This window comes from Aestuariibacter salexigens DSM 15300, from assembly GCF_000429145.1.
GTDB lineage: Bacteria > Pseudomonadota > Gammaproteobacteria > Enterobacterales > Alteromonadaceae > Aestuariibacter > Aestuariibacter salexigens.
Window position 1 is genome coordinate 168563 of sequence record NZ_AUBH01000002.1, and the last position, 21337, is coordinate 189899.

Below are 21337 nucleotides of genomic sequence, written 5' to 3' on the forward strand. Positions count from 1 at the left end.
TTTTCGTTTTCTGAAATTTATTTAATCTGTATATCTCTGTTATTTAAAGGTAAATAAGAGTGGCATTATTATTGCAATATCACGGTATCTTATTAATTAAGACATTAACACTGACTCAACAGGTTATATATACAATCAAAGGAAATAGTATGAAGCTTAAAATGATAAAAGCGGCTTTTCTCGGCTTGGCATTAGCGATTGGTGGTTCTGCTAATGCAGCGCTGGTTCTCATGGTGGACTTGTCGGTTGAGAATCAGATTACCATTAGTGCGACGGATGGCGCATCAAGCTCAACTTATTCAGGTAATGATGGTTTTACCGGCTTTTCTTTGATGGACTTATTTGCCACGCCTATTAGTTTCGCTGACCTCGGTATTAGCTTTATCTCGGGAAATATTACCAGCGCCAACCAAGTCAGTAACGATAATCCAAATTATTATTGGCTTTCTAGTGCTACTTTTTTCAATATTTGGAATTTTTCCCCTGACCTTGGTATGACTTTTGATGAAGGCTCTTTAGCTTTCACTGGGTCTGTAACTTGGGCGGTTTCAGCTGCGGGCTATTCAAATTTGCTTGCCGGTCCTTTAGGAGGTGATGTTCTGGCCCCTTATGATGGCATCAGTACTCAATCGGCGCTTTTAATAGGAACGTGGGAGAGAGTTGAAGTCCCAGAACCATCAACACTAGCCATCCTAGCGTTAGGAATGATCGGTTTAGGAGCACGTCGCTTCAAAAAGTAAGATCAAACTTCATCTTATGCATTAGGGAACTGCGGTTCCCTTTTTTTGTGCCTGCAATCAATCAGCTTCACGATAGTGTAATTGTAAACATCCCCTAATTCAGGTGAAAAGCATCCAACTTGCCGCACCAAACATGACTGCATTTTCTAAAAATGACACGAATCCTAGAGGTACATTTGAGTCACCGCCAACACAGGCACATTTCAATTCCCGTTTATCTATATAGACAGTCTTGATAACAGATATCCCGCCTATGCCCCCGATAAAAAGCATGATCGGAATGGAAACAACAGCCAAGGTGCCGCTTAACATTAAAAACCCGCCCAGCAATTCGGCATAAGGATAGATGAATGCATAGGAGACATAGCGTCTCGCTAATAAGTCATATCCCAGAAAGCTATTCACAAATCCTTTTATGTTTTGCAGTTTAAGTAAGCCAAGCAAGACCATCGAAAACCCGATGAAACTCATTGCTATAGATTGAATACCTATTTGAGCGGGTGCCGGGAGTGTGGTTGCGCTGGTAAGCAGTACCGCTACTATGAATACCGCAATGACAGGAAAATAACTTGTCTTGTTCTCAGTATTCTTTTTATTTCCGAAGAACAGTTGTAAGTCTTCAAAGCCTCCTATGCGTTTGCCATCGATAATCACCTGAGGTGTCGTTTTCACATCAAGTTTGAGCTTGAGTGAATCAACCTCACTGCGACTTTTGAGGACGTTATCTTTTACCTTATATCCCTGACGACGGAGTAGGTCTTTCGCACGAAGACCATAAGGACATGTGTGTGTGCCTGTTTCCATTCGATATAACGTAGCTATCTTTGCCATAAAAATGGTCCTGTTTGCTTAGAGAAGCATGATGTTAAACTGCGTACCTGAGTACGCTGTCAATAGTAGCACCTGCAAAAGTATCCCAGAGGTAAAAATGAAGGTAAGTGAATTCGCCAGAAGAGCTGGCGTTAATGTAGAGACGGTGCGTTTTTATCATCGAGAGGGATTGTTACCCATACCTAAATCAGAAGGGGCCTACAGGCACTACACATCCGCCCATGTAGAGAAAATGGCGTTTATAAAACAAGCTAAATTAGCGGGTTTTACACTCGAAGATATTAAGCAGCTTGGCAAACTAGACTCGTTACGAGATAAAAACCAGATCCGCAACATGTCTGAGCTGAAGATGCGAAATTTAGAGAACAAAATCGCTGAATTACAATCCGCAAAATTGTTTTTATCGGAACTGGTTCGGGAATGCAAAGCAAGTAAAGATGCCCCGTGTCCGATTCTTGAGACCCTGCAAGACTGACTGAGGGCGTTTTTTCTCACGTTAAAAATCGAGCTGCGTATATTTCAGGATGAAAAGTACTTCACATTGCGTATCATTGCATGACATACATGACAGCCACACCCAATCAAGCAAAAGGAATCTATGAAAAATTTAACTACTTACTTGTTAGCTATTGCATTCGTCTTTTCAAGTACGGCATTTGCTCATGTACAGCTGAAAGAAAGTAAACCTACTGACAATGCAATGTTAAGTAGCTCCCCACAATCATTATCTTTAACGTTCAGCAGCGATGTGAGACTAGTAAAGGTAATGCTGGCAGGCCCACAAGGGAAGAAAGTCGACTTTGGATTTAAACCTGTTAACGCTGCGAGCGACAGCTTTTCCTGGGATTTACCTCAGCTGTCTGCAGGCAACTATAAAGTAGATATGATTTTCTTCGGTCAGGACGGTCACAAAATGACCGAAACTCTGAACTTTATGGTTCACTAATTCTGGCTGTAAGAATATGGAAACGGCTATTTGGAATAGTGCGATAGTCATATCAAAACTATTCTTTTATTTTGGCTTTGTGTTAGCGGCTGGATATGCATTTTTCGCGTTCAGCAAGCCTTGGGCGAATCAGTCTGCCGTCAAACCTGACATCCCCAAACTGACAATAACACTCGTTGCCATAGCTTTGCTTGCCAACGCTGTGTGGTTTTTTGCCACCACCGGGCTGATGGCAGAGGCTGGCCTACAAGGCGCATTCGACTCGTTTATCGTGAACATGATGTGGAGCGCCGCGATAGGAGATATCGCGCTGTTTCGTGCAGTTGGGCTGACTATGGTACTTCTGGCTGTGATGCTCGCTTCAGTAGTGACGTTATCCAGGCTTCTGCGTGGTGGCATTCAACTAATACTGGTCGTAGCCGCACTGTTTCTGGCTTATTCGTTTATCCAGCTTGGACATGTCTCAGAGCTTGGCTTCACAAATCAATTACTGCTTCTGTTCCACGTTCTGGTGATGGCATGGTGGTTTGGTAGCCTTTATCCATTAAAGCGTGCGTGTGACGCATTAGAGGATGAGCAACTTATCCTGATGATGGAGTCTTTCGGCAAGCAGGCCAGTGTGATGGTTGTTTTATCAGTAGTGGCTGGTGTTCTTCTTGCGATTGAACTCATAGGGAGTGTAAATGCTCTTTTCACTACCAGCTATGGCCTGACGCTGTTAGTTAAACTTGGTCTGGTTGTAAGCATTTTGGGAATCGCTGCAAGAAATAAGTTGAGGCTTGTTCCTGCAATACAAAGTGGCGAAGGACGAGCATTACTATCTCAATCCATTGCCAATGAAATGATAGTTGCGGTGCTAATTTTGTCGGTCACTGCCGCATTAACAACGGTAGTTGGGCCTGAATTTTGAACAAGAGAACAATAATTATGAAAACGAGAAAGAAACATTATGCGATAGCTTATTGGATGTGTGTTTTTTGTAGCCTGATAGCACTTAAGGCGTTGGCTCATGACACTTTTTTATTGCCTGTCCAAAAGATATACCCAGTCAACGATGATGCAGAGATACGCATGTCGAGTGGGCTAAGTTTCCCAGAGCAAACCTGGGGAGTGGATGAAAACCGCATTGATTTGGCCATCTTTACATTAAACGCACAGGCAATAGATTCTCCATTCTATGCCAAAAATAAAGAGTATTTATCAATAAACTTAAACGGGTCAGAGAGCGGTGTCATCACTGCGGCAATCAGTACCAAAGTTCGCGCAGGTGCAATAGATAACGACAATGTCGACGAGTATTTAGATGAAATTGGCGCAACATCAGACGTAAAGCAGGCATTTCATGCACTGCCGGGAAATCCGTCCTTGCAAAGAAGTTACGTCAAACATACCAAGACGTTTGCGTGCGTCACGTCCTGTGATGATAAAAGGAACTTTATGTCTACGCCCGTCGGGCAAAAATTAGAATTTATTGCAGTGTCTGATTCAAATAGTCGTTTTCGGCTTCTTTTTGAAGGAAAAGCTATGTCGAACCATAAAGTGAAAGTGAAAAATACGTCAAAAGAAACGCTGACGCTTATGACAGATGAAAACGGCAACGTTGATTTAAATGGCAAGATGTCGGGGTCAGTAATGCTTGCAGCCGTTGCACTGACTTTACCTGACAAGCCAGATGGGCTGTATCATAGCGATCAAGCGACGTTGGTCTTGTCACTTTGACGAATGCTTTGAACTTTTCGAATAGACACAGAAAAGCCCCGCAACAGCGGGGCTTTTCACAGTGATCCTAGTGCCGCTTATGAACGACTGGCTTCAAAGGCCCGGTCGATCAGATCTCTGACGTAAAACCGGTGGATCTTGGTGGCCTGATCGCCACGGTTTGAACTTACCAGCTCTTTAATTCTGTTTAGCTCATAGGTCGCCATGGCTTTTGCTATGTTGTCGTGCTTGCTGGCTTTTTCAAGACCACTGGCAGCAATCAGACGTTCAACGTATTCCACCTGCAGATTTCTACGGAAGCTGTTCACATCGCCTTTGCGGTCAGCTTCAAAGATAGCGTTGGTCAAATCTGTCATCATCGCTTCAAGGCTGTACTCGTTTCCATAGAGCGAGGTGTCCGTCATGCGCGTCAGCACATTCGGATGCAGGAAGTGATCAAGTGCACGTTTTTGCGCAGTCAGCAACATCTCATGCAGTTTAGGATCTTCATTATCGCCAAAGCCTGAGAAGCCGCGACGCTGACGTTGCAGATAGGCGAACAGGTATTCCATATCCGCAATCGCATCCGGCGCGAAGATGTAATCAGAAAGCACGCTCATTGCGCGTTTTTGAGTATCCAACGGAACAGGCGTAAACGGCTGCGTGTAGCCGGGCTGGCCAACTACTGCGCGCTCGACATAAACGCCACCCACGTAGCGAGAAATGACCCCTGATTGCCTGTTCATTTCATTCATCAGAACGTTTGCACCGACAAGCAGGTCGTTATGGCTACGTCCATCACTCAACAGCTTGTCTTTGAGTGTGGCTGCCATCGATTTAATTAGCTCCAGTCGGTCTTTGGCGTACTCAATCGCATCACTGGACATATCCCATGTGTTGACTCGGGGGTCAATGTGGCGGCCAGCCTGGCGCATATCATCGGCATCGTTGGCAAACGCCAGCTCAGGCTCCATTGAGCGAGACAGGATTTGTTCCAGACGTGCCTCTTCAGCTTCTGGGTCATCCAGCGCTTGTGAGTAACCATACAGGATGGCCCAGTCGTCATACGGGCCGGGTTTCTCAGAGTAAAAGTCACCCTGTTCGACGCCAGGAGGGGCGTAATTGATCGCCGGATAATCCATCACAGAGCCAGCTAGCACGCCCTGTGTTTTAGCCATATCATGCGCATCATCTGGCGAATGCATTTGTGTCGCGCGCATGTTGTGGTTCAGACCCAGCGTATGTCCCACTTCATGTAAAATAAGGTAATACATGGCCTGACGCATCATGCGGTCTTGCTCAATATCGCCCATACCGTTGGCCAGCGCTGCGGTTTGGCCGAATGCCATATTCATACTTAAACCATGGCCCAGCGAACAATACAGTTGGTCTTCGCCTTCCAGCTCAAACTCTGGCTCACTGGCGTCAACACCGTCTGTGAACATTCTTGAGGCGATCCAGCGGCCCTTCATGAAGTTGTATTCGAGCATGATATCAGCGGCAATGATCTCGCCAGTAAGAGGGTTCGCAATGCTCGGACCGTAGCCACCGAAGGGCGGCCGAGGTGAGGATGTCCAGCGCAGCACATTGTAACGCACATCTTCTGCTGACCAGTCCGCATCGTCTGGCTGCACTTTGACTTCAATGGCATTGCTGATACCGGCTTTTTCAAATGAACTGTTCCACGCCAGTGTGGCATCGCGAATAGTGTCGCGCCATTCAACCGGGGTAGTGTTCTCAATCCACCAGACGATCGGTTCAACTGGATCAGAGACCTCTGCATCCGGGTCTTTCTTGACCAGATTCCAGCGATTAATCACATCACGGTAATTGGCCGTTTGATCTGATGTCATATCATCGAAATATTGCGTGAAATAACCGATGCGGGAATCATCACGGCGCGGTTTGAAGTCATTTTCAGGTAATGCAACAAACGCATGCTGCAAGGTCAGCGTGGTATAGCGCGGGTCCGTGATTTCAGCACCACCGCGGACTTTAGGTGTGTCATTTTCATACACGTAGTCGACGGTGATGTGCGTGTTTTCTGGGAAATTGTTGATGTTCAGAATGCGCGACTTGTCTTTACTGAACTTACCGGGCTTAAAGCGCGCTTTCTCGCGATTGGTATCAGAGCTCGGCATCGGCTCCACCCGATGAAGCTGTTCGTTTTTAAACACCTCATCAAGTTTTATCAGCATAGTATTGTCGTCTTCGAATTCAATCTTGGTTGAGACCAATACCGCTTCACTGATATTCGCGTCTGCCGCTTTGCTTAATGCACTGTCAGGGTCGAAATAAAACCGCGGTGTTTTGGACACAATATCCAAACGGTCAAAATGACGTCTGAATTCAATCAATCGATATTGTCTGAATGCGCCACGAAAGTGACCCGCGTCCACAACGCCATTTTGGGTAGACGCAAAGTACAGAATAGGCTTGTCGAGCTGGGCTTTATCTACCGCCACATATCCTTCACCTGTTTTAGGATCGCGATAAACATTGAACAGTCCTTCGTAGCTCGTTTTTCCTTCGATGGTATCAGCGAGGGTTTTTTCCTCTTTCTCTTCGCCATCTTTTTCTTCATGGTTATCAGCATAGGCTGACGTAAATGTCAGTGAGGTGGCGATCAGCAATGCACGCCATCCGAGAGTAGGGTATTTCATCATTTACTATCCGAAGTGGTAGGGGAGAGTCACCGTGCGACTCAATTTAAAAACCGTAACGTTATACTTCTTTGCAGAGTCAAAAGATTAACAAAAATGTTACAGGCTATGTCCGTATAGCCTGAGCAGCAAAATAGAATTGGTCGGATTAATGGTGTCCGCGTTTGGGTAAAAATACCGATGGGCCGCACAGTGCCGCAATAGTGAATAAGCCTATTAACAAGCCTGCCCAGGGTTCAAACAAACTAAACGCCATTGCCGTGATCACCATGGCACCACGTTCGGTTGCATCTGTTACCAACGACAGTGCCAGTGTCGCGCAGGCAAAAGCAGTAAGTATCAATGTTACTGCTAGTGCAACGGGCAACAGCGGCTCGAGTAACGTCACCAATGGCAGCAGGATGAATAAGATAGGTAAGCCTAAAATGTAAAAGCTGCCAATACTGTCGAACAGGGAATGATTGGTTTCTTTTGCTTGAGTCCAACGTTTCAACAATACCACCTGAATACCGGTCCACAGCGCGCCTTGTGTGCTGAAAAATGGCGCTGAAATACCCATCATAATGTTCCTGATACCTGTAGCCAGATGTGCGCGGCTGGTGTTGACATCAAGCTTCTCGTCTTTTCTCTCCTCTTGTGCCTGATGGATCATTTCATTACCGGTTACCACGTCACCAAAAAAGAGTATGTAGGTAATCAATGCCAGTGGAAACGAGGAGATAAACACTTCAAGTGGCGGCCAGCCTATTGCGAAGGGGGACGCTTTTGCCCACAGCCCTGCAGTGGCGCCTGCGATATCCAGAATTTCCCAGCGGATATTAAATTCGAGCTCTGTAGTGAAATACCCCACTGTACCGGCAATGATAAAGCCCGGCAGTAATCCAAGACTTAAGATCGTTGCGATAAGCTTATTACGCTGTGCAATGTGTTGCAGGGGTTTCGAAAACGCCGCAAGCAGACATACAACCACGCCCAGCGTGCCCGCAATGGGAGCCGATTGAAACACATTCGCCGCATCTCCGTCTTTTGTTACACGTAAAAAGGCGGCTATCGCGGCGCCAAGGATGATCCCGCCTTTAAGCACATTGGGGACGGACTGTATAAGCTTTGCGCCCCAACCGGTTAGCCCCAATACAATCAATATCATCGCGAAATTAAGAGAGAGTGCGGTCATGGCTTGAAATTGAGCGACATGGTCACCTAGGTAGGCGGGCGCAGTTATAAACGCGACAACAAAGGGTATCGCAGGGGTAAGCCAGCCCGGCGCATAAGGGTCGCCAAACAGCATCCATGAAAACGCGATGAGGGTACTATGGATGAGGGCCATAACCACCGCTTCTTCAAATGATAAGCCCAGCAACATGGTGAAATACGGCACCAACGCCAGACCTGTCGCACCAGACACGGCGAAGCCTTGCAGCAAATCTGAAAGAGATAACCGAAGGTGAATAAATGGGATACGTGCGGTAAAGGGGCCCCACTTGAAACCGGGTTGGACTTGTCCATGCTTTCTTAATTTTATCATTGTTATAAAAATGTAAATTGCAGTAATAACTTTTACTTAATAACAACAGAAAAAGTGCATAATCTCGAGACATTATCTGCGTATAGTAAACTTCAGCAATTGATGTACAAATGTGTCAGAGGGACGTTGAAACGCCATATTTCATCGACCAAAAATGCATCAAAATGTAACAGCTGTTGTTGGTCGCTTTTTCAAGTTCAACAAACGAGTAACGCGCAACGAAATGCGCTTTCAGCCCTACTATACAAGTGCGATATCAAAAAATTTACCAAGCGAGGGCGTTACCATGAGATTTGCAAAACCACTTTTCGCAGCAGCACTGTTCACTATTACAAGTTCACAAGCACTGGCTGATAATATAGACACTACAGCAGTCAATGACTCCGTCTTTGCGTCATTAGCACTCGAAGTCGAGATCATAAAGCAATCATTGACCCAGGACGCGCATGCCGATGTTATGTTCACTGTGAGTACGTTTCATCATCAAATGAGCTATAAATCTGGCACAGAACGAGCGATGCTGGCGCGAATGCAAGATGACGTTTTACACAGTGCGGCGGAGTGAGTATGAGATATAAGCTGACGATATAGATGTTGGAGATAGTCGGTCTGCTGTTCATCGGCATCAATACTGTCAGTGCAACATCCCTGACGCCACCTGGGATGGGCCCTTATCCGGTGGCGTCTGAATTTGTGGGCTTAAGCTCTGATGAGATTGAGCATTATTTGGTAGGACGACCATCGTCAGAGCTCTCACAACATCGAACTTGAAGTGGTGTGTACGCTACCAGCAAGGATGTATCGTCTGGTCGAACATGCAGACGTTGATTTTACGGTAAACGTCAAAGATACCAGAGCCCTTGCTCCCCAAGTTGAATTTATAGAGCCCCCACTAAAACAGCTGGTCATCAATCTTTATCGTGCTGGCGGTAAAGATAGCTTCACATCCATTGCCGCAATTCGTAATTTTGATTACAACGGAAGTCGTCAGGAGCTGGTAGGAGAACACTATAAATTTATTGATTTGCCGACAGCGGAATCAGCGCTGCAATTTTTCCTCAAGGGGCGTAGTGATGCGCTCATTTCTTATCAGTCTAATGTGAAGCATTTGCAAAAATATAACGCCCTGATGTTTGCTGACAACGTGACCATCACACCCATTCGCAGGGTTAACGCTTACTTTGGGATTGCCAAAGGCTCTGAACATTTTGAGTTGTTAAAGCAGGTGTTTACTGACTATGCCGAGCAAAATGATTTGAAGTATTTTGTGCAAGTTATGGCAGAAGCGGAATAACTGTCAGCGATTATTTTGAAGGTTCAGTCGGTCAATATTTTGACGATGAAGTTATAAAAAAGGACTCAGAAATATCTGAGTCCTTTACACGTTTAATCGTCTCTTTTGTTAGTCAGTGGAGTGCTCATACCAAATGCCGTATTTATCACCCTGCCACTTCAGGAAGTGGAAAAAATACGCCGAGCCAAGCAAGATAAGCCCGCCAGCGAGTGCTGGCTCACTCACAAACCCTGCACAACAAAATAAGAATCCGAATGCATGGGCAATGACTTCAATTCGTGTTGCAGAATCTCGGGTTGGCCTTAACTGCAAAAAATTAAACATAAACCAAATTTTTAAAAATAACGGCAGTGCACGCCAGTTTTCTGAGTTTTTATCGATCATAGCCTTCTCCTGAATTAACTCATCAATTTCTACATCCAAGGCTGCAGCAATACACTTCATCGATTCTGCACTGGCATTGTGCCCGCTCTCGATTCTCTGAATCGTTCTTACGTTTAGGCCAGACATTTGTGCAAGTTGTTCTTGCGACAAAAGACGACTAATTCGTAGAGGTTTCAAAGTAAATGTCTGCATAAGCAACCTTGGGTCAGGAGTGTTAATGAATTCTAGCAATGTCGGTTACGAAATCACCCCGACATTTGCCCGACAGTGCCTAAAAACTGTGTATTGAAGGATTTTACGTTTAGAAATCTGAATACCCAATAATAGGTTCGGCACCTATTTCAAAACAACGCGCTGCTCTTTCTATACATATATGCTGTGTGCCCGGGACTGAAGCAATATCGTTATATTTAGCAAGCGTCATTTTCTGCGAAGATATTCCATTAATCGACGTCACCAGATCACCAACGTGAATATCGAGTTCGCTGGCAGGTAAGTCTGGGGAAACATAGCGGACAACAAACTCTCCACTTCGAACTTTTCTAAGCTCCAGACCTGAGAGATTGTAGTCCGTCTTAAAAGGGGCCTGGGGAACAAGGTAAAAAGCATCACTCTTATAGTCGATGATAGTTTTAAACTGATTCATCAAGGCATTGCCAATCACCCACCAGTCATCTTCATCATCACCAGGGATCAGATTGACCTTAACATTGTTGAGGTGAATATCGCCCAGCGCAAGCGATGGTAATGTGACTCTCTCATGCTCTACCATGCCACTCAATCCAAAGTCCGCCGCCCGTACTCGTGCTGAAGCAATGTCCAACTCGTTGTTGTCGACATAGGCAGTACTTAATTTCACATAGTGACGACTACCAGTATCGATAAGGAATTCACCCTCTATACTGTGTGATGGATTAAATGCGAGTGAGCCCTTCACTGAAATCTTGCTGAGAAACGTATCAAATTCAAGGTACTGCGCATTGGGAACGGGTTGATAAGGCTCAGTTGAGATAACGATGTCATTTACATTGGCATCAAATTCCCATGAAAAGTGGCGCATCAAATCATGGCCGATAACGCCATCAAAAATCGCTTCATCATCGCGCAAAAAGTATTGGCTCTGGGAGACGGGGATCAGGGCCGCACCCAGATCTTCAAAGTAGATATCACCGAGTTCAAGTTTGTTGACCGTTGTCTGATATGCTGCACTTTTGTCTTCTTCGCCCCAGCCCTTCAGCGCCAGATCAAATCCCCGCTCAAGCTTCAGGCGTCGAACCTTGGGGGTGTCCATCAGGATCAAAAAACTGGCGCCGCTATCAACCAGAAACAGGAGTTCCTGGCCATCTACTGTCGCATAGACGTAAGGCTTTTCACCTTCATAGACCGATTTCAGTTTGACACGGCTCTCACCGCCAACTATTGGTGTGACATCAGCGTTGATACGTGTCATTCGCAGCGAATTGACTGTGCTACAGCCAGAAAGGAGTATGCTAAGAGCCAGGATGCTGGCCCAGGTAAGCATCAAGCGGAAGTTTTTGTTGTATGTAATTTGCATCGTTATCAGTACCATTGGGATCGGACGTGCAAGAATAGAAAAACCAGGTGAAAAACAGGTGAAATTCACCCGGATTTCACTTTGTTTCTTGTAAGGTGAACAGAATGACTGCAGGCCAGGATAGATAGATTGAAGATTCTGCTGATAGAAGATAACCCTACAATTGCGCAGCAAATTGTCGAATTCCTTTCAGGCCATAACTGGCATGTCGACTACGCTCACAATGGACAGCTGGGTATTCAATTGGCAGTCAGCGATATTTTTGATGTTGTGCTACTGGATCTGAATCTGCCAGATATGGATGGTTTGCAGGTGTGTGAGGCGATAAAGCAAAACGCAAAGGTTACACCGCCAGTGCTAATGGTGACGGCACGGGATCGGTTCGAAGATAAATCGGCGGGTTTTCATCAAGGTGCTGATGATTACCTTACTAAGCCCTTTGACTTGCGTGAACTGGCGCTGCGCTGCCAAGCATTGGCTCGCAGAGACAACCTGCATCAGCATAAAAAGATTGAAGTGGGTGAGTTGAGCATTGATTTAACCGCCAGGTCTGCTAGTCGAGCAGGTGAGACGCTTGCATTGACTCATGTTGGGTTTGAACTGCTGGTCATATTGGCGCAACATTTTCCACAGCCTGTGTCTCGCTCCCTGATTCTTCATAAATTATGGGCAGACGCACCACCAGACAGTGATGCGCTCAAATCGCACATTTATTCGCTGAGGCAGGAATTGGATAAGTCTTTTGCCTACCCAATGCTCAAGACCGTGATGAATCTTGGCTACCAACTGGTCGTGGATAAATGAAGTTGATCTCCAGTATTAAACATCAAACGCTGCTCATGTTTGTTGGACTGAGTCTTGCGCTTACGGCGTTATTTCTGACACTTGCCGGCATTGCTGCTTTTATCGTAGAGGACAAAATCATTTTTCGTCTGCTTGAGATGGAAGCCAGTCACCTCGAACGCAGCTACGCCCAGTCTGGTCAACTGGATGAATCCCGGCTCGACTTCGTCGACGTATTTGAAAGCAAAGATGCACTGCCGACATTTATTATTCACGCGATTGAAAAAGGAACAGATGATAATGAAGTGTTTACAGCCACAGACGAACATTACCATTTCCGCGAGCTAGACCTTGGCGAAGATAAAAAAGGGTATTTAGTTGCCGAGGTCTCGCCGCTATTGACGGTCACAACCACTCCCCAGTTTTACGGCTTTTTTTTAATAGGGGTGGTGCTGGCCTTAGTCATCGGTGTGTCATTAGCGATAAAATTCGCCTCCCAGACGGTGCAGCCCGTGCTTGAGATCACTGCAGCGTTGAAGAACAAGGATCCATTACCTAAATTACGATACGAGCTTGGTTACCTAGCTGACACCATGCAGCAGGCCATTGATGGGCTATCGCGCAGTTTGCAACGGGAGAAGGACTTTTCAACGGATGTAAATCATGAATTGCGAACGCCTCTGACCATTCTGAATAATATTGTCACGCTTGCTGAAAATCGCGGTTTGACTGCAGAGGACCTTGGCCAGCTTCGCCAAGTGAGCAGGCAAATGCAGCATACGATTGACGTATTGTTCGCGTTGGCAAGAGCTGAATCGTTGGATAAGCAGCCTTGTCTTTTAAAATCTCACGTCGAGCAAAACATTATGCAGTGCATGGCAGCGAAGAGAATGTCATTGGATGTCGAACTTGTCATCGACGACAGCATGATGGTCACTTGTAATCCTGTTTTACTCGATCTGCTTTTAACCAACCTGATCAATAACGCCATTACTCACGGCGCCAATGAGGTGCTACGTATACAGGCAAGCGAAAAAGGCATAGCGTTCCACAATCGTAGTACTGCTTCACTTTCGGGCGATGTGACACAGCGTGGAATAAAAGGTAAAGACAGCGAAGGCATTGGCCAGGGCTTGTATCTGGTTACCCGAATCGCAGAGCTATTGGGCTGGCAATACCGGATTGAAAACGCTGACGCGCAATTTTCTGTTTATATTTCACTCTGATTTCACTTCACCTCATTTACCCTGTATTTGAACTAAATGAGGTGGGTTACATGATAAAGAAACTGATTATTTCCCTGGTAGTCATTGCGGCGCTGTTTGTCTCGATGTTTTATGGGGCGCGAGCTTGGCTTAAGAGTGCGCTACCTGAGCGAGCATATATTGAGGCGTTGAAACAAACTACGCCTTCAGACCTTTCCTATATCAACGAAAACGTACCCGCTTCTCGAGGCAGGATCCTGACTGTGCTGACCAATGTTAACAGCATGGGAGAGGGCGAAAAAATAGGGTATGAGCACACAGAGTTGGCGCGAGCGTACTGGGTATTTACCGCGAATGGATTTGATGTTGACTTCGCCAGCCCGCAGGGCGGAAAACCGCCCGTCGTCATCGATGGAGATGATATGGGAGCATTTGACTATGCGTTCCTTAACGCCACTGATATTCAGGACAGAATTGATGAGTCTATACCCGTGTCCAAGATTAACCCCCTCGATTATGCAGCGGTTTACTTTGTCGGAGGAAAGGGCGCCATGTTTGACTTCCCCGATAACCCAGACATCCAGCGTATCATCAAAGCACTTTATCAACATGATCGCGTTATCAGCGCGGTCTGTCATGGCCCGGCTGCATTGGTAAACGTCACACTGGATGACGGCACGATGCTGCTAGCTGATAAGGCAGTGACAGGCTTTACCAATGAAGAAGAGCTATTTTTGATCCCTGATGCAATAACGATATTTCCATTCTTGCTGGAAGATAAGTTGATACAGCAGGGAGCGCTGTTTGACAAAGGGGACCGCTATCTGGAGCAGGTCACTCAGCATGGCAAGGTCATTACCGGACAGAACCCCTGGTCAGTATGGAAAATGGCAGAGATGGTGGTAGCTGAATTAGGCTATACGCCAAAGCAGAGAACTCGCACGCCTGAAGAGCTGGCGATTGATTTGTTGATGACATACGAGCGAGGTGGATATAACGAAGCGTACTCGGCTATGATAGCTCAGCCTCAGGCCTATCAGCGCATTACAATATTGATGCACGGTATCGTGTCATTTATGGAGTTTGATATTGGCAAAGGCATTGATTTGCTGAGACTCACTCACCACCTCAAGGAACTGGCTGGAGAGTGAGAGGCCATACTCAGAAAGCATAGCTGAGTGCCATCCACCAATGTCGTGACTCGATAGAAGGTGTGCCGTCTGCACCTAGAAGGTCTCCTGTGCCATTGATCGGATAGAGGGCATCTTCTTGCCAGATATTTTTGAGCACTGCACTGATTTCCAGGTTATCGAGCGATGGAAGCCGCAAGCTGATGCCTAGGTTGGCTATATGACCGCCATCTATCGTGTTACCGGTAGGGGCGTAGTATTGCCAAAAATACACATGTTCATATTTAAGTGAGAGTTGTCCGACGTCTAATTGTTTAGCGTAATCGACATGCAGACGTGAAATATTTTCCGGATAAGCCGCGACTTTATTGCCAGGTAACACATATCCACCGATAACACCGTCATCAGCGTTGACTACACTGACATGTGAATGACTTGCAGAGACTAAAAGGTTGTCATACTGGTATCGTATATCCAACTCAATACCATGCTGGGTAAGCTTGCCCGTCTGATTTTGATAATACCAGTTACCGCCCCAGGTACCGATGTCATCAGTACCAATCTTGTCACCGAACTGCAGACCGATCCAACCATTTGCTTCTGCAGCCAGGATATCCTCAAAAGTGTTATAAAAAATGATGCTGTTAATTTGCAGGCTTTCTTGTGAATACTGGTAAGAAAGCTCAATGCTTTCAATCGTTTCAGGCTCGACAGGGGTTAACTGTTTAATGTTGTTCCCGGCAATGCCGTCAAAGTCGAAGTCACCATTTGATTCAGCCCATTCGTTGGCAACAGCAAAATTAGTTTGTGCAAGCAATCCGTCCTGTACAAACCCCCCAGCAAACTGAACGCCCACTGCACCTCTGAAACCAGTTTGCCATGTAAATCTGAAAAGGTGACGGTTATTTATGTCGTACAAGGCGCCAATACGGGGGCTGAATTGTTCTCCCCAGTTAGGATGATCATCAAAACGTACCGCCGCAAAAAAATCGAGCGTGTCGCTGAACTGGTAAATATCTTCCAAAAATACGCTGCGGATTGAGATGCTAGCGGGCTTTACCCATGTATTTGATTGGTTAAGTGCGTTACTGCGGATGAAACCACCCGCACCGTCACTGGAAAAGCCCAACAGCTGGATTTCTTCATTTAAAATGTAGTTACGGCCGTCCGCATCGGTTCGACCGAAATTGTAGTTCACGTACTCTGCGCCGAGTGCGACGCGGTGATTGGGCAGCGGTTCGTCCCAATTTAACAGGAATGTGACACCCCTGCGTATTTCGCCTGTCCCACCCATTTTTAATCCGGGCGTGACCATATCATCAGCAGTCGCACTTGCAGCCGCACTGCCATCTTCAACAAACGGAGCAAATTGACTACCGAACGCTTCAAAGTTAAATCGCTCAATGGTGCGAACATTGTTCCCGTGTGAGAACAGCTGATAATCATCCTGAGTATAATTAGCACTGACTTTCACGCGAAGTGTATCGCTTAGAGGTTGCTGGTAGTGAGCTGAAATGCCTGTGATGGTTTGTTTGACCACTTCTCTGTCGCGATAAAAATTATATAAATCACGCTGGTGTTCAAAATGATACAGATCAATATCAAGACGCTGATGAGACAGATTAGCAAACAGGCTTTGATGTTCATTTCGCTTGAGATGATGGTTTCGTTGATAAACGCTGAGTCCTTGATCAATACGGGTCTGTGCCCACCCACGGTTGGACATCGTCTGGCCGTCATAATCCCCTTTTGAGAGAAACAGATAGGCTTTGGTGTCATCATGAAAATACGCCATATCCGTACTGATTTTGCGATAACCATGTTGACCAAACTTGAGTGTTGCCGTTGCGCCAGGCTTATCAGGCTGTCGCGTAACAATATTGATTACGCCCAGTAACGCGCCCTGACCCAGTGTTACGGAACCTGGCCCTCGTATCACTTCAATACGTTCAATCATCTCCATGTTGATGCCGTTGAGTAGTACATCCGGCGCCCCCCAGAACCACTCTGTGTTGAGGCTTTCACCATTAAGTAACAACATCGTTTTGGAGTTGTTATCTGGTACGACACCTCTGAATCCGGCAATGGTGTCATCTTGATCTTCAACCAGAAAATAGCCTGGTACATATATGGTGAGCAGTTCGTTGAGCGTTCTTGCGCCAGAAAGGCGTATGGTGTCAGCAGTAATTGTGGTAATTGAGGTAGGTTGTTTTCGAAGTTCAGTGACTACATTTGAGGCGACGGAGATTTCAACATTAAGTAATTCTTCGAGAGATAAGGACAAAAGTGAATCAATACTACTCTCAGCACTTGTATTGGCTGCAAACATCGCGCAGCACGCTAAAACTAATCGATGATTGATAACGCTCATCACTGTCACATCTGTACACTACGATGTAAGTAAAGCGCGCGACGTTGAGAAAGTCAAAGTACTTCGGTAGGAACCCTTAGCTGAAGCCGCAACGTTAACTTGAGACGGGTAGAGTCAGCGTAAAGCAAACACCATTGGCATCATCCTCGAGATGCAGGTGCCCGCCCAGATGGTTATGCACAATGTTGTAGCAAATATGCAAACCTAGCCCCACCAATCCCTTGTGTCGCTTTGTGGTGTAAAAGGGCTCAAATAACTGACGTTTTTCGTCTTCAGTCAATGGTTGTCCATCATTCTGAAAACGCATCGTCAGATTCGTTCCCTGTTGCTTACACGCTATGTTTAAGGGTGTTTTTCCGTCACTTGAGCTATCGCCATGAAGCGCCGCATTACACATCAGTTGTGTCACCACATTAACAAGCGCTGTTACATTACAATGGATGTGTAGGTCACTGTGGCAATCTATGTCCAATTTCAGGCGTTCTCTATCGTCACCATTGAGGTGAAAATGGTATGCATCATCGAGCAGTTGCCTGACAACCACCTGTTGCGAGTCCTTTGCTAATTCATCGGCAGAGAGCTCTTTGAATCTAGAGATTAAATTAGCCGCGCGTTGCTGATTGTTTGAGATAAGCTGCACTGCTTCCCGACTATTTTCTATCAACTTTTCAAGCATACTACGGGACAGTGTTTGAGACGTTAAGCGCGTGCTGACTTCATTTAGTTCATGTTCAAGGCTACTGGAAGCAGTGATAATGTTGCCCAGTGGTGTGTTCATTTCATGTGCGACACCGGCAACCAAAAAGCCCAGTGATGCCATCTTTTCAGATTCAACCAACTGGTCTTTGGTTTCCAGTAATGCCTGATGGGTTAACCTCAATTTCTTACTGCGACGCAGGAACGCGATAAATACAAAAGTGATCAGTAACATCAGTGTTACAATGATGATGATGACCAGATTCTGTGTACTGATCAGTTCATCACTTTTTTGAATCTGTTCGGTCTGTTCTGCAATTATGATTTCTCGCTCCGACAGCCTGGCGGATGTTTCACGTATGGTTTCTTCTTGACTACCTATTTTGCGTTGTTGTTCTGCGATTAATCCTTCATTGCGTTGAATTTGTTTGAGTTGGTTTTCCAGTGCCAACTCTCTCTCTTGAATGGTCTTGTTGTTTGCCGCGAGCGTGCTTTTAGCTGTCCTGACATCGTCATTTAAGCTCATCACCTGCACTTCGAGTTTTTTGACTTCTTCGCCTTCAGACATTAATTGCTGCCTGATCGCTTCAAGACTCTTTTCTGCCTTGGCGATATCATTTATCTGCTGTTCGATGGTTTGTTGTTGTGAATCGATGATGGCAGTTACGTCTGCAAGCTGTTGCTCTTTCACTGCTACTTCACGCTGCAGCTCTTTGAGTAACTCAGCGATGTCGACCTCTCGTCCACCGAGTACGAGCACGTCAATGTCGATGGGGAGGTTGTTATAAGCAAGCGTGTAACGATTAAGCTCAAATGTCATGCGTGTACCGCTGGTGAGCAAATTAATGTGTGTCAGCTTGCTGTCTATCGCGTTAATCGTGATAACGAGGATAGGGCGCCGGTCAATCAGTGAAAAAAGTTGCTCCAGACCCTCTTGTTTATTCTCGTCTACGATGATCACATTGGCATCGACAACCGCCGTTTGAATCGTCTCGCTACGTGCTACCACAAGCGATAAGTCCTCAATGCTGCGGGACCCAATCAGTGAAAGTGCTGAAAACAGCTCAGTATCTTCACCAAGATAATTGAATTTAAGCGTTTGTTGAGAGGTTACCTCTCGCCACTGGATAGATTCTGATAGCTGATATACGTAGGCGGCAATCAGCGATTCTTTAGTAGCTGTTTGCGCTTCTGCAGTGGTACTTGCAGCTAACCAAATAAGCAGTGCGGACATCACCACAGAGATTATTTTAGAGGCAGTATAGCGGTTTGTTTTCGGAGTGATTTTCCACATGCGCAAGATTGGTTCTTCGTGTTATGCATCATATAAATTCAAGCTATATCGCTAATATAGCGCAGTACTTGTGTCAGTGTACGTTTTATCGAAAAAAGCGTTGTTTCACGGTGATACGTCTGTCTTTCCTTCCAACTATGTTTAACTGCAAGCATAGAAGAAAAGCGCAATTCCATGTAAGTTATGGGTATCAAGTCCCGCTAAGAGGAATGCTGTGTTATGTGGTATCAAAAATCCGTTGGTCGTCGATTACTCGTTATGGTGTTGTCAAGCATGGCAGCACTTTTCCTGCTTTATGGTATCTGGCAAGTTAGTCAGGTACGAGAAGCGACCGAACAGCGCGTGCAAAGTGATGTGGCAAACCTTGTAAAGCTCAGAGCAACAGAAATTCAGGGGTTTTTGCATGCGAAAGGACAATTGATCCACAGTATTTTCTCTAATCCACAGGTGCTGGACTGGTTTGAAAGCTACGATGACCGTGGCGGCGATATTGCCGACATTGAGCAGTATCAAGCCGTGACGGAGTACTTCCGCTTCTTCTCAGACAACGACAACGCCATTAAAAGTATCTTTTTTGGTTCGGCCAATACCTTTGAATACTTTGACCTGAATGGCCGCTATGACAGTGACAGCTACTACACGAACAAGCGTCCGTGGTGGCAGGAAGCCATCAACGCCGATGGGTTATATGTGACCGAGCCTGCGGTCGACCTGAACGACGGCTCAATTTCAACCACTGTCAAAACCGTCGTTGAACGAAATGGCCGCTTTTTGGGGATTGGCGGTATGGATATTCTGATCACCACGGTGGGTGAAATGCTAAGCCAGATTAAATACGAGAATGTCGGACAGGCTTTTCTGGTAACCGATAAAGGCGTATTGGTTTACTTTCCCGGCTTTAATGAATCTTTCCCTCCCGGCTCCCTGTTAACTGCCGTAGACACGCAGTTTGCAGACAGTGAAGGTTTTTCTTCCGCACAATCCTACATGGCGTCTGCAAACAGCGGCAAAACCGACGTGCAGTGGAAGGGCGAGCATTATCGTCTGATATTTGACCAGGTGGCTGATGATTACCCATCGGTAAATTGGAAACTGGGCTTTATGGTACCCGATTCTGTGGTAGATGAGCCGGTTAATACGGCAGCGTTCTTTACCGCGCTTAACTTGCTGATTGTGTTAGCAATACTCGCGGCGGTGATCATGTTTGTGATAAAGCCGGTGTTGAAACCGTTAACGTCGATGTTGTTAACCATGCGCGATATATCCAGAGGTGAGGGTGACCTCACGCGCCGCATTGATGTTGATCGTGAAGACGAAATTGGACAACTTGCCAAAGAATTCAACGTGTTTGTTGAGAAGGTGCACGGTCTGGTCAAACAAACCAAAGCGATTACCGCTGAGGTGAGCAGAACTACGCGCAGCGTGATGGACTTGACGCAACATTCATCGGAATTATCAGAGCAGGAAAAGCAGCAGATAGACTCTGTAGCGCTGGCCAGTCAGCGTTTGGCTGATACCAGCCGACGGGTAGCTGACAATACTGCTGATGTCACCGCGCTGGCAGATACTGCTAAGTCCGATATGAATAGTGGCAACAATGCGCTGAGCTCTACCGCACAAGAGATTCAGGCACTGTCTGGAAACATCAATGCCGCGTCATCTATCGTCAGTCAGCTCGAGCAGGAATCTGACCGCATAGGCGAAGTGCTGGACGTGATCAGCCAGATCGCCGACCAGACGAATTTACTGGCGCTTAACGCGGCAATCGAAGCGGCCAGAGCCGGTGAGCAGGGAAGAGGGTTTGCCGTCGTCGCTGATGAAGTTCGCACACTGGCGAGTCGCACCCAGGAATCTACCCAGCATATCCAGGAAATCATTACGCGGTTGCAAGATACCTCTCACGAGGCCAACTCAACAATGAAGACCAGTAATGAACAGGCTGATAAAGGTGCGACGCAGGTCAGTGAACTGACCGAAACACTGGATTCGGTTGCTAACAGCATGAATAACATTGGTCAGCGCATGCAGGGCATTCGCGAGGAAAATACCACGCAGGCGGATTTAACCAATGAAGTTGCGCAAAGCATTGAGAAAGTGAAGCAGTTTGCAGAGCGCACCGCCGACGACCGTGTAGCCGTTTCTGCCTCTATTCAGCAGCTCAGTGCGCTATCAAAAGATCTTGAGCAGGTGATCGATAAGCTGAAAGTGTAGATAGGTCGAGT

General features: G+C 46.2%; 19 protein-coding genes. 12 read left to right on the forward strand and 7 right to left on the reverse strand.

Features of this window, described 5'->3' with window-relative positions:
- Positions 1 to 59: 59 nt before the first annotated feature.
- Positions 60 to 740, forward strand: a complete 681-nt coding sequence (locus G441_RS0104970; RefSeq protein WP_156896279.1) for a PEP-CTERM sorting domain-containing protein — start codon at positions 60 to 62, stop codon at positions 738 to 740.
- A 99-nt stretch (positions 741 to 839) separates the two neighbouring features.
- Here G441_RS0104970 and G441_RS0104975 read toward each other — a convergent pair whose 3' ends face one another.
- Positions 840 to 1571, reverse strand: a complete 732-nt coding sequence (locus G441_RS0104975; RefSeq protein ID WP_026375331.1) for a MauE/DoxX family redox-associated membrane protein — start codon at positions 1569 to 1571, stop codon at positions 840 to 842.
- Positions 1572 to 1668: 97 nt separating this feature from the next.
- On the opposite strand from G441_RS0104975, the gene G441_RS0104980 reads away from it, so the two are divergent.
- The 4 genes from G441_RS0104980 to G441_RS0104995 all read left to right on the forward strand — a co-directional run bounded on the left by G441_RS0104980 (position 1669) and on the right by G441_RS0104995 (position 4236).
- Complete coding sequence (locus G441_RS0104980; protein ID WP_026375332.1) at positions 1669 to 2046, forward strand: MerR family transcriptional regulator; 378 nt, start codon at positions 1669 to 1671, stop codon at positions 2044 to 2046.
- A gap of 123 nt (positions 2047 to 2169) precedes the next feature.
- Positions 2170 to 2517, forward strand: coding sequence for a copper resistance CopC family protein (locus G441_RS0104985; RefSeq protein WP_026375333.1), 348 nt, complete (start codon positions 2170 to 2172; stop codon positions 2515 to 2517).
- Between the two features lie 16 nt (positions 2518 to 2533).
- Positions 2534 to 3427 (forward strand): copper resistance D family protein, encoded by an 894-nt coding sequence (locus tag G441_RS0104990; protein WP_026375334.1) that lies wholly within the window; start codon positions 2534 to 2536, stop codon positions 3425 to 3427.
- Complete coding sequence (locus G441_RS0104995) at positions 3424 to 4236, forward strand: DUF4198 domain-containing protein (protein ID WP_156896280.1); 813 nt, start codon at positions 3424 to 3426, stop codon at positions 4234 to 4236. Before G441_RS0104990 ends, G441_RS0104995 begins: the two co-directional genes overlap by 4 nt.
- 77 nt (positions 4237 to 4313) lie before the next feature.
- On the opposite strand, the gene G441_RS0105000 is transcribed toward G441_RS0104995, so the two are convergent.
- Both G441_RS0105000 and G441_RS0105005 read right to left on the reverse strand, forming a co-directional pair.
- Complete coding sequence (locus tag G441_RS0105000; protein ID WP_026375336.1) at positions 4314 to 6878, reverse strand: zinc-dependent metalloprotease; 2565 nt, start codon at positions 6876 to 6878, stop codon at positions 4314 to 4316.
- Positions 6879 to 7026: 148 nt separating this feature from the next.
- Positions 7027 to 8403 (reverse strand): hypothetical protein, encoded by a 1377-nt coding sequence (locus G441_RS0105005; RefSeq protein ID WP_026375337.1) that lies wholly within the window; start codon positions 8401 to 8403, stop codon positions 7027 to 7029.
- 154 nt (positions 8404 to 8557) lie between these two features.
- On the opposite strand from G441_RS0105005, the gene G441_RS0105010 reads away from it, so the two are divergent.
- Genes G441_RS0105010 through G441_RS19170 form a run of 3 tightly spaced genes read left to right on the forward strand, consistent with a single transcriptional unit; the run spans position 8558 to position 9697 of the window.
- Positions 8558 to 8968 (forward strand): hypothetical protein, encoded by a 411-nt coding sequence (locus G441_RS0105010; RefSeq protein WP_026375338.1) that lies wholly within the window; start codon positions 8558 to 8560, stop codon positions 8966 to 8968.
- Positions 8969 to 8994: 26 nt separating this feature from the next.
- Positions 8995 to 9174, forward strand: a complete 180-nt coding sequence (locus G441_RS0105015) for a hypothetical protein (RefSeq protein ID WP_026375339.1) — start codon at positions 8995 to 8997, stop codon at positions 9172 to 9174.
- Between the two features lie 25 nt (positions 9175 to 9199).
- Complete coding sequence (locus G441_RS19170) at positions 9200 to 9697, forward strand: hypothetical protein (RefSeq protein WP_051275347.1); 498 nt, start codon at positions 9200 to 9202, stop codon at positions 9695 to 9697.
- 108 nt (positions 9698 to 9805) lie between these two features.
- On the opposite strand, the gene G441_RS0105025 is transcribed toward G441_RS19170, so the two are convergent.
- Positions 9806 to 10273, reverse strand: coding sequence for a helix-turn-helix domain-containing protein (locus G441_RS0105025; RefSeq protein ID WP_034474469.1), 468 nt, complete (start codon positions 10271 to 10273; stop codon positions 9806 to 9808).
- A gap of 109 nt (positions 10274 to 10382) precedes the next feature.
- Positions 10383 to 11636, reverse strand: a complete 1254-nt coding sequence (locus G441_RS0105030; RefSeq protein WP_169726046.1) for an aspartyl protease family protein — start codon at positions 11634 to 11636, stop codon at positions 10383 to 10385.
- Between the two features lie 129 nt (positions 11637 to 11765).
- Here G441_RS0105030 and G441_RS0105035 point away from each other — a divergent pair, with 129 nt between their 5' ends.
- From G441_RS0105035 to G441_RS0105045, 3 genes are read left to right on the forward strand one after another with little or no spacing between them, the layout of a single operon-like run.
- Positions 11766 to 12440 carry a response regulator transcription factor gene (locus G441_RS0105035; RefSeq protein ID WP_240485085.1) on the forward strand — a complete coding sequence of 225 codons (675 nt, stop codon included), beginning with the start codon at positions 11766 to 11768 and terminating at the stop codon, positions 12438 to 12440.
- Positions 12437 to 13645, forward strand: a complete 1209-nt coding sequence (locus G441_RS0105040; protein ID WP_026375343.1) for a histidine kinase — start codon at positions 12437 to 12439, stop codon at positions 13643 to 13645. Before G441_RS0105035 ends, G441_RS0105040 begins: the two co-directional genes overlap by 4 nt.
- A 50-nt stretch (positions 13646 to 13695) precedes the next feature.
- Positions 13696 to 14775, forward strand: coding sequence for a type 1 glutamine amidotransferase domain-containing protein (locus G441_RS0105045; RefSeq protein ID WP_026375344.1), 1080 nt, complete (start codon positions 13696 to 13698; stop codon positions 14773 to 14775).
- A gap of 10 nt (positions 14776 to 14785) precedes the next feature.
- Here the strand turns inward: G441_RS0105045 and G441_RS0105050 are convergent, their stop codons facing one another.
- Together G441_RS0105050 and G441_RS0105055 are read right to left on the reverse strand one after the other, a co-directional pair.
- Positions 14786 to 17038, reverse strand: coding sequence for a TonB-dependent receptor plug domain-containing protein (locus G441_RS0105050; RefSeq protein ID WP_169726047.1), 2253 nt, complete (start codon positions 17036 to 17038; stop codon positions 14786 to 14788).
- A 181-nt stretch (positions 17039 to 17219) separates the two neighbouring features.
- Positions 17220 to 19115: a YfiR/HmsC family protein gene (locus tag G441_RS0105055; protein ID WP_026375346.1), complete on the reverse strand. Its 1896-nt coding sequence runs from the start codon at positions 19113 to 19115 to the stop codon at positions 17220 to 17222.
- A 219-nt stretch (positions 19116 to 19334) separates the two neighbouring features.
- Between G441_RS0105055 and G441_RS0105060 the strand changes: the two genes are divergently transcribed.
- Complete coding sequence (locus G441_RS0105060; RefSeq protein WP_026375347.1) at positions 19335 to 21326, forward strand: methyl-accepting chemotaxis protein; 1992 nt, start codon at positions 19335 to 19337, stop codon at positions 21324 to 21326.
- Positions 21327 to 21337 lie beyond the last annotated feature (11 nt).

What these genes read in the sequence shown, in the direction of transcription:
- G441_RS0105025 (WP_034474469.1), bottom strand. Translation starts at nt 10,273, where the DNA reads ATGCAGACATTTACTTTGAAACCTCTACGAATTAGTCGTCTTTTGTCG.
- G441_RS0105040 (WP_026375343.1), top strand. Translation starts at nt 12,437, where the DNA reads ATGAAGTTGATCTCCAGTATTAAACATCAAACGCTGCTCATGTTTGTT.
- G441_RS0104990 (WP_026375334.1), top strand. Translation starts at nt 2,534, where the DNA reads ATGGAAACGGCTATTTGGAATAGTGCGATAGTCATATCAAAACTATTC.
- G441_RS0105005 (WP_026375337.1), bottom strand. Translation starts at nt 8,403, where the DNA reads ATGATAAAATTAAGAAAGCATGGACAAGTCCAACCCGGTTTCAAGTGG.
- G441_RS19170 (WP_051275347.1), top strand. Translation starts at nt 9,200, where the DNA reads ATGTATCGTCTGGTCGAACATGCAGACGTTGATTTTACGGTAAACGTC.
- G441_RS0105055 (WP_026375346.1), bottom strand. Translation starts at nt 19,115, where the DNA reads ATGTGGAAAATCACTCCGAAAACAAACCGCTATACTGCCTCTAAAATA.
- G441_RS0105010 (WP_026375338.1), top strand. Translation starts at nt 8,558, where the DNA reads ATGCATCAAAATGTAACAGCTGTTGTTGGTCGCTTTTTCAAGTTCAAC.
- G441_RS0105015 (WP_026375339.1), top strand. Translation starts at nt 8,995, where the DNA reads ATGTTGGAGATAGTCGGTCTGCTGTTCATCGGCATCAATACTGTCAGT.
- G441_RS0105030 (WP_169726046.1), bottom strand. Translation starts at nt 11,636, where the DNA reads ATGCAAATTACATACAACAAAAACTTCCGCTTGATGCTTACCTGGGCC.
- G441_RS0105060 (WP_026375347.1), top strand. Translation starts at nt 19,335, where the DNA reads ATGTGGTATCAAAAATCCGTTGGTCGTCGATTACTCGTTATGGTGTTG.
- G441_RS0105045 (WP_026375344.1), top strand. Translation starts at nt 13,696, where the DNA reads ATGATAAAGAAACTGATTATTTCCCTGGTAGTCATTGCGGCGCTGTTT.
- G441_RS0104980 (WP_026375332.1), top strand. Translation starts at nt 1,669, where the DNA reads ATGAAGGTAAGTGAATTCGCCAGAAGAGCTGGCGTTAATGTAGAGACG.
- G441_RS0104975 (WP_026375331.1), bottom strand. Translation starts at nt 1,571, where the DNA reads ATGGCAAAGATAGCTACGTTATATCGAATGGAAACAGGCACACACACA.
- G441_RS0104985 (WP_026375333.1), top strand. Translation starts at nt 2,170, where the DNA reads ATGAAAAATTTAACTACTTACTTGTTAGCTATTGCATTCGTCTTTTCA.
- G441_RS0105000 (WP_026375336.1), bottom strand. Translation starts at nt 6,878, where the DNA reads ATGAAATACCCTACTCTCGGATGGCGTGCATTGCTGATCGCCACCTCA.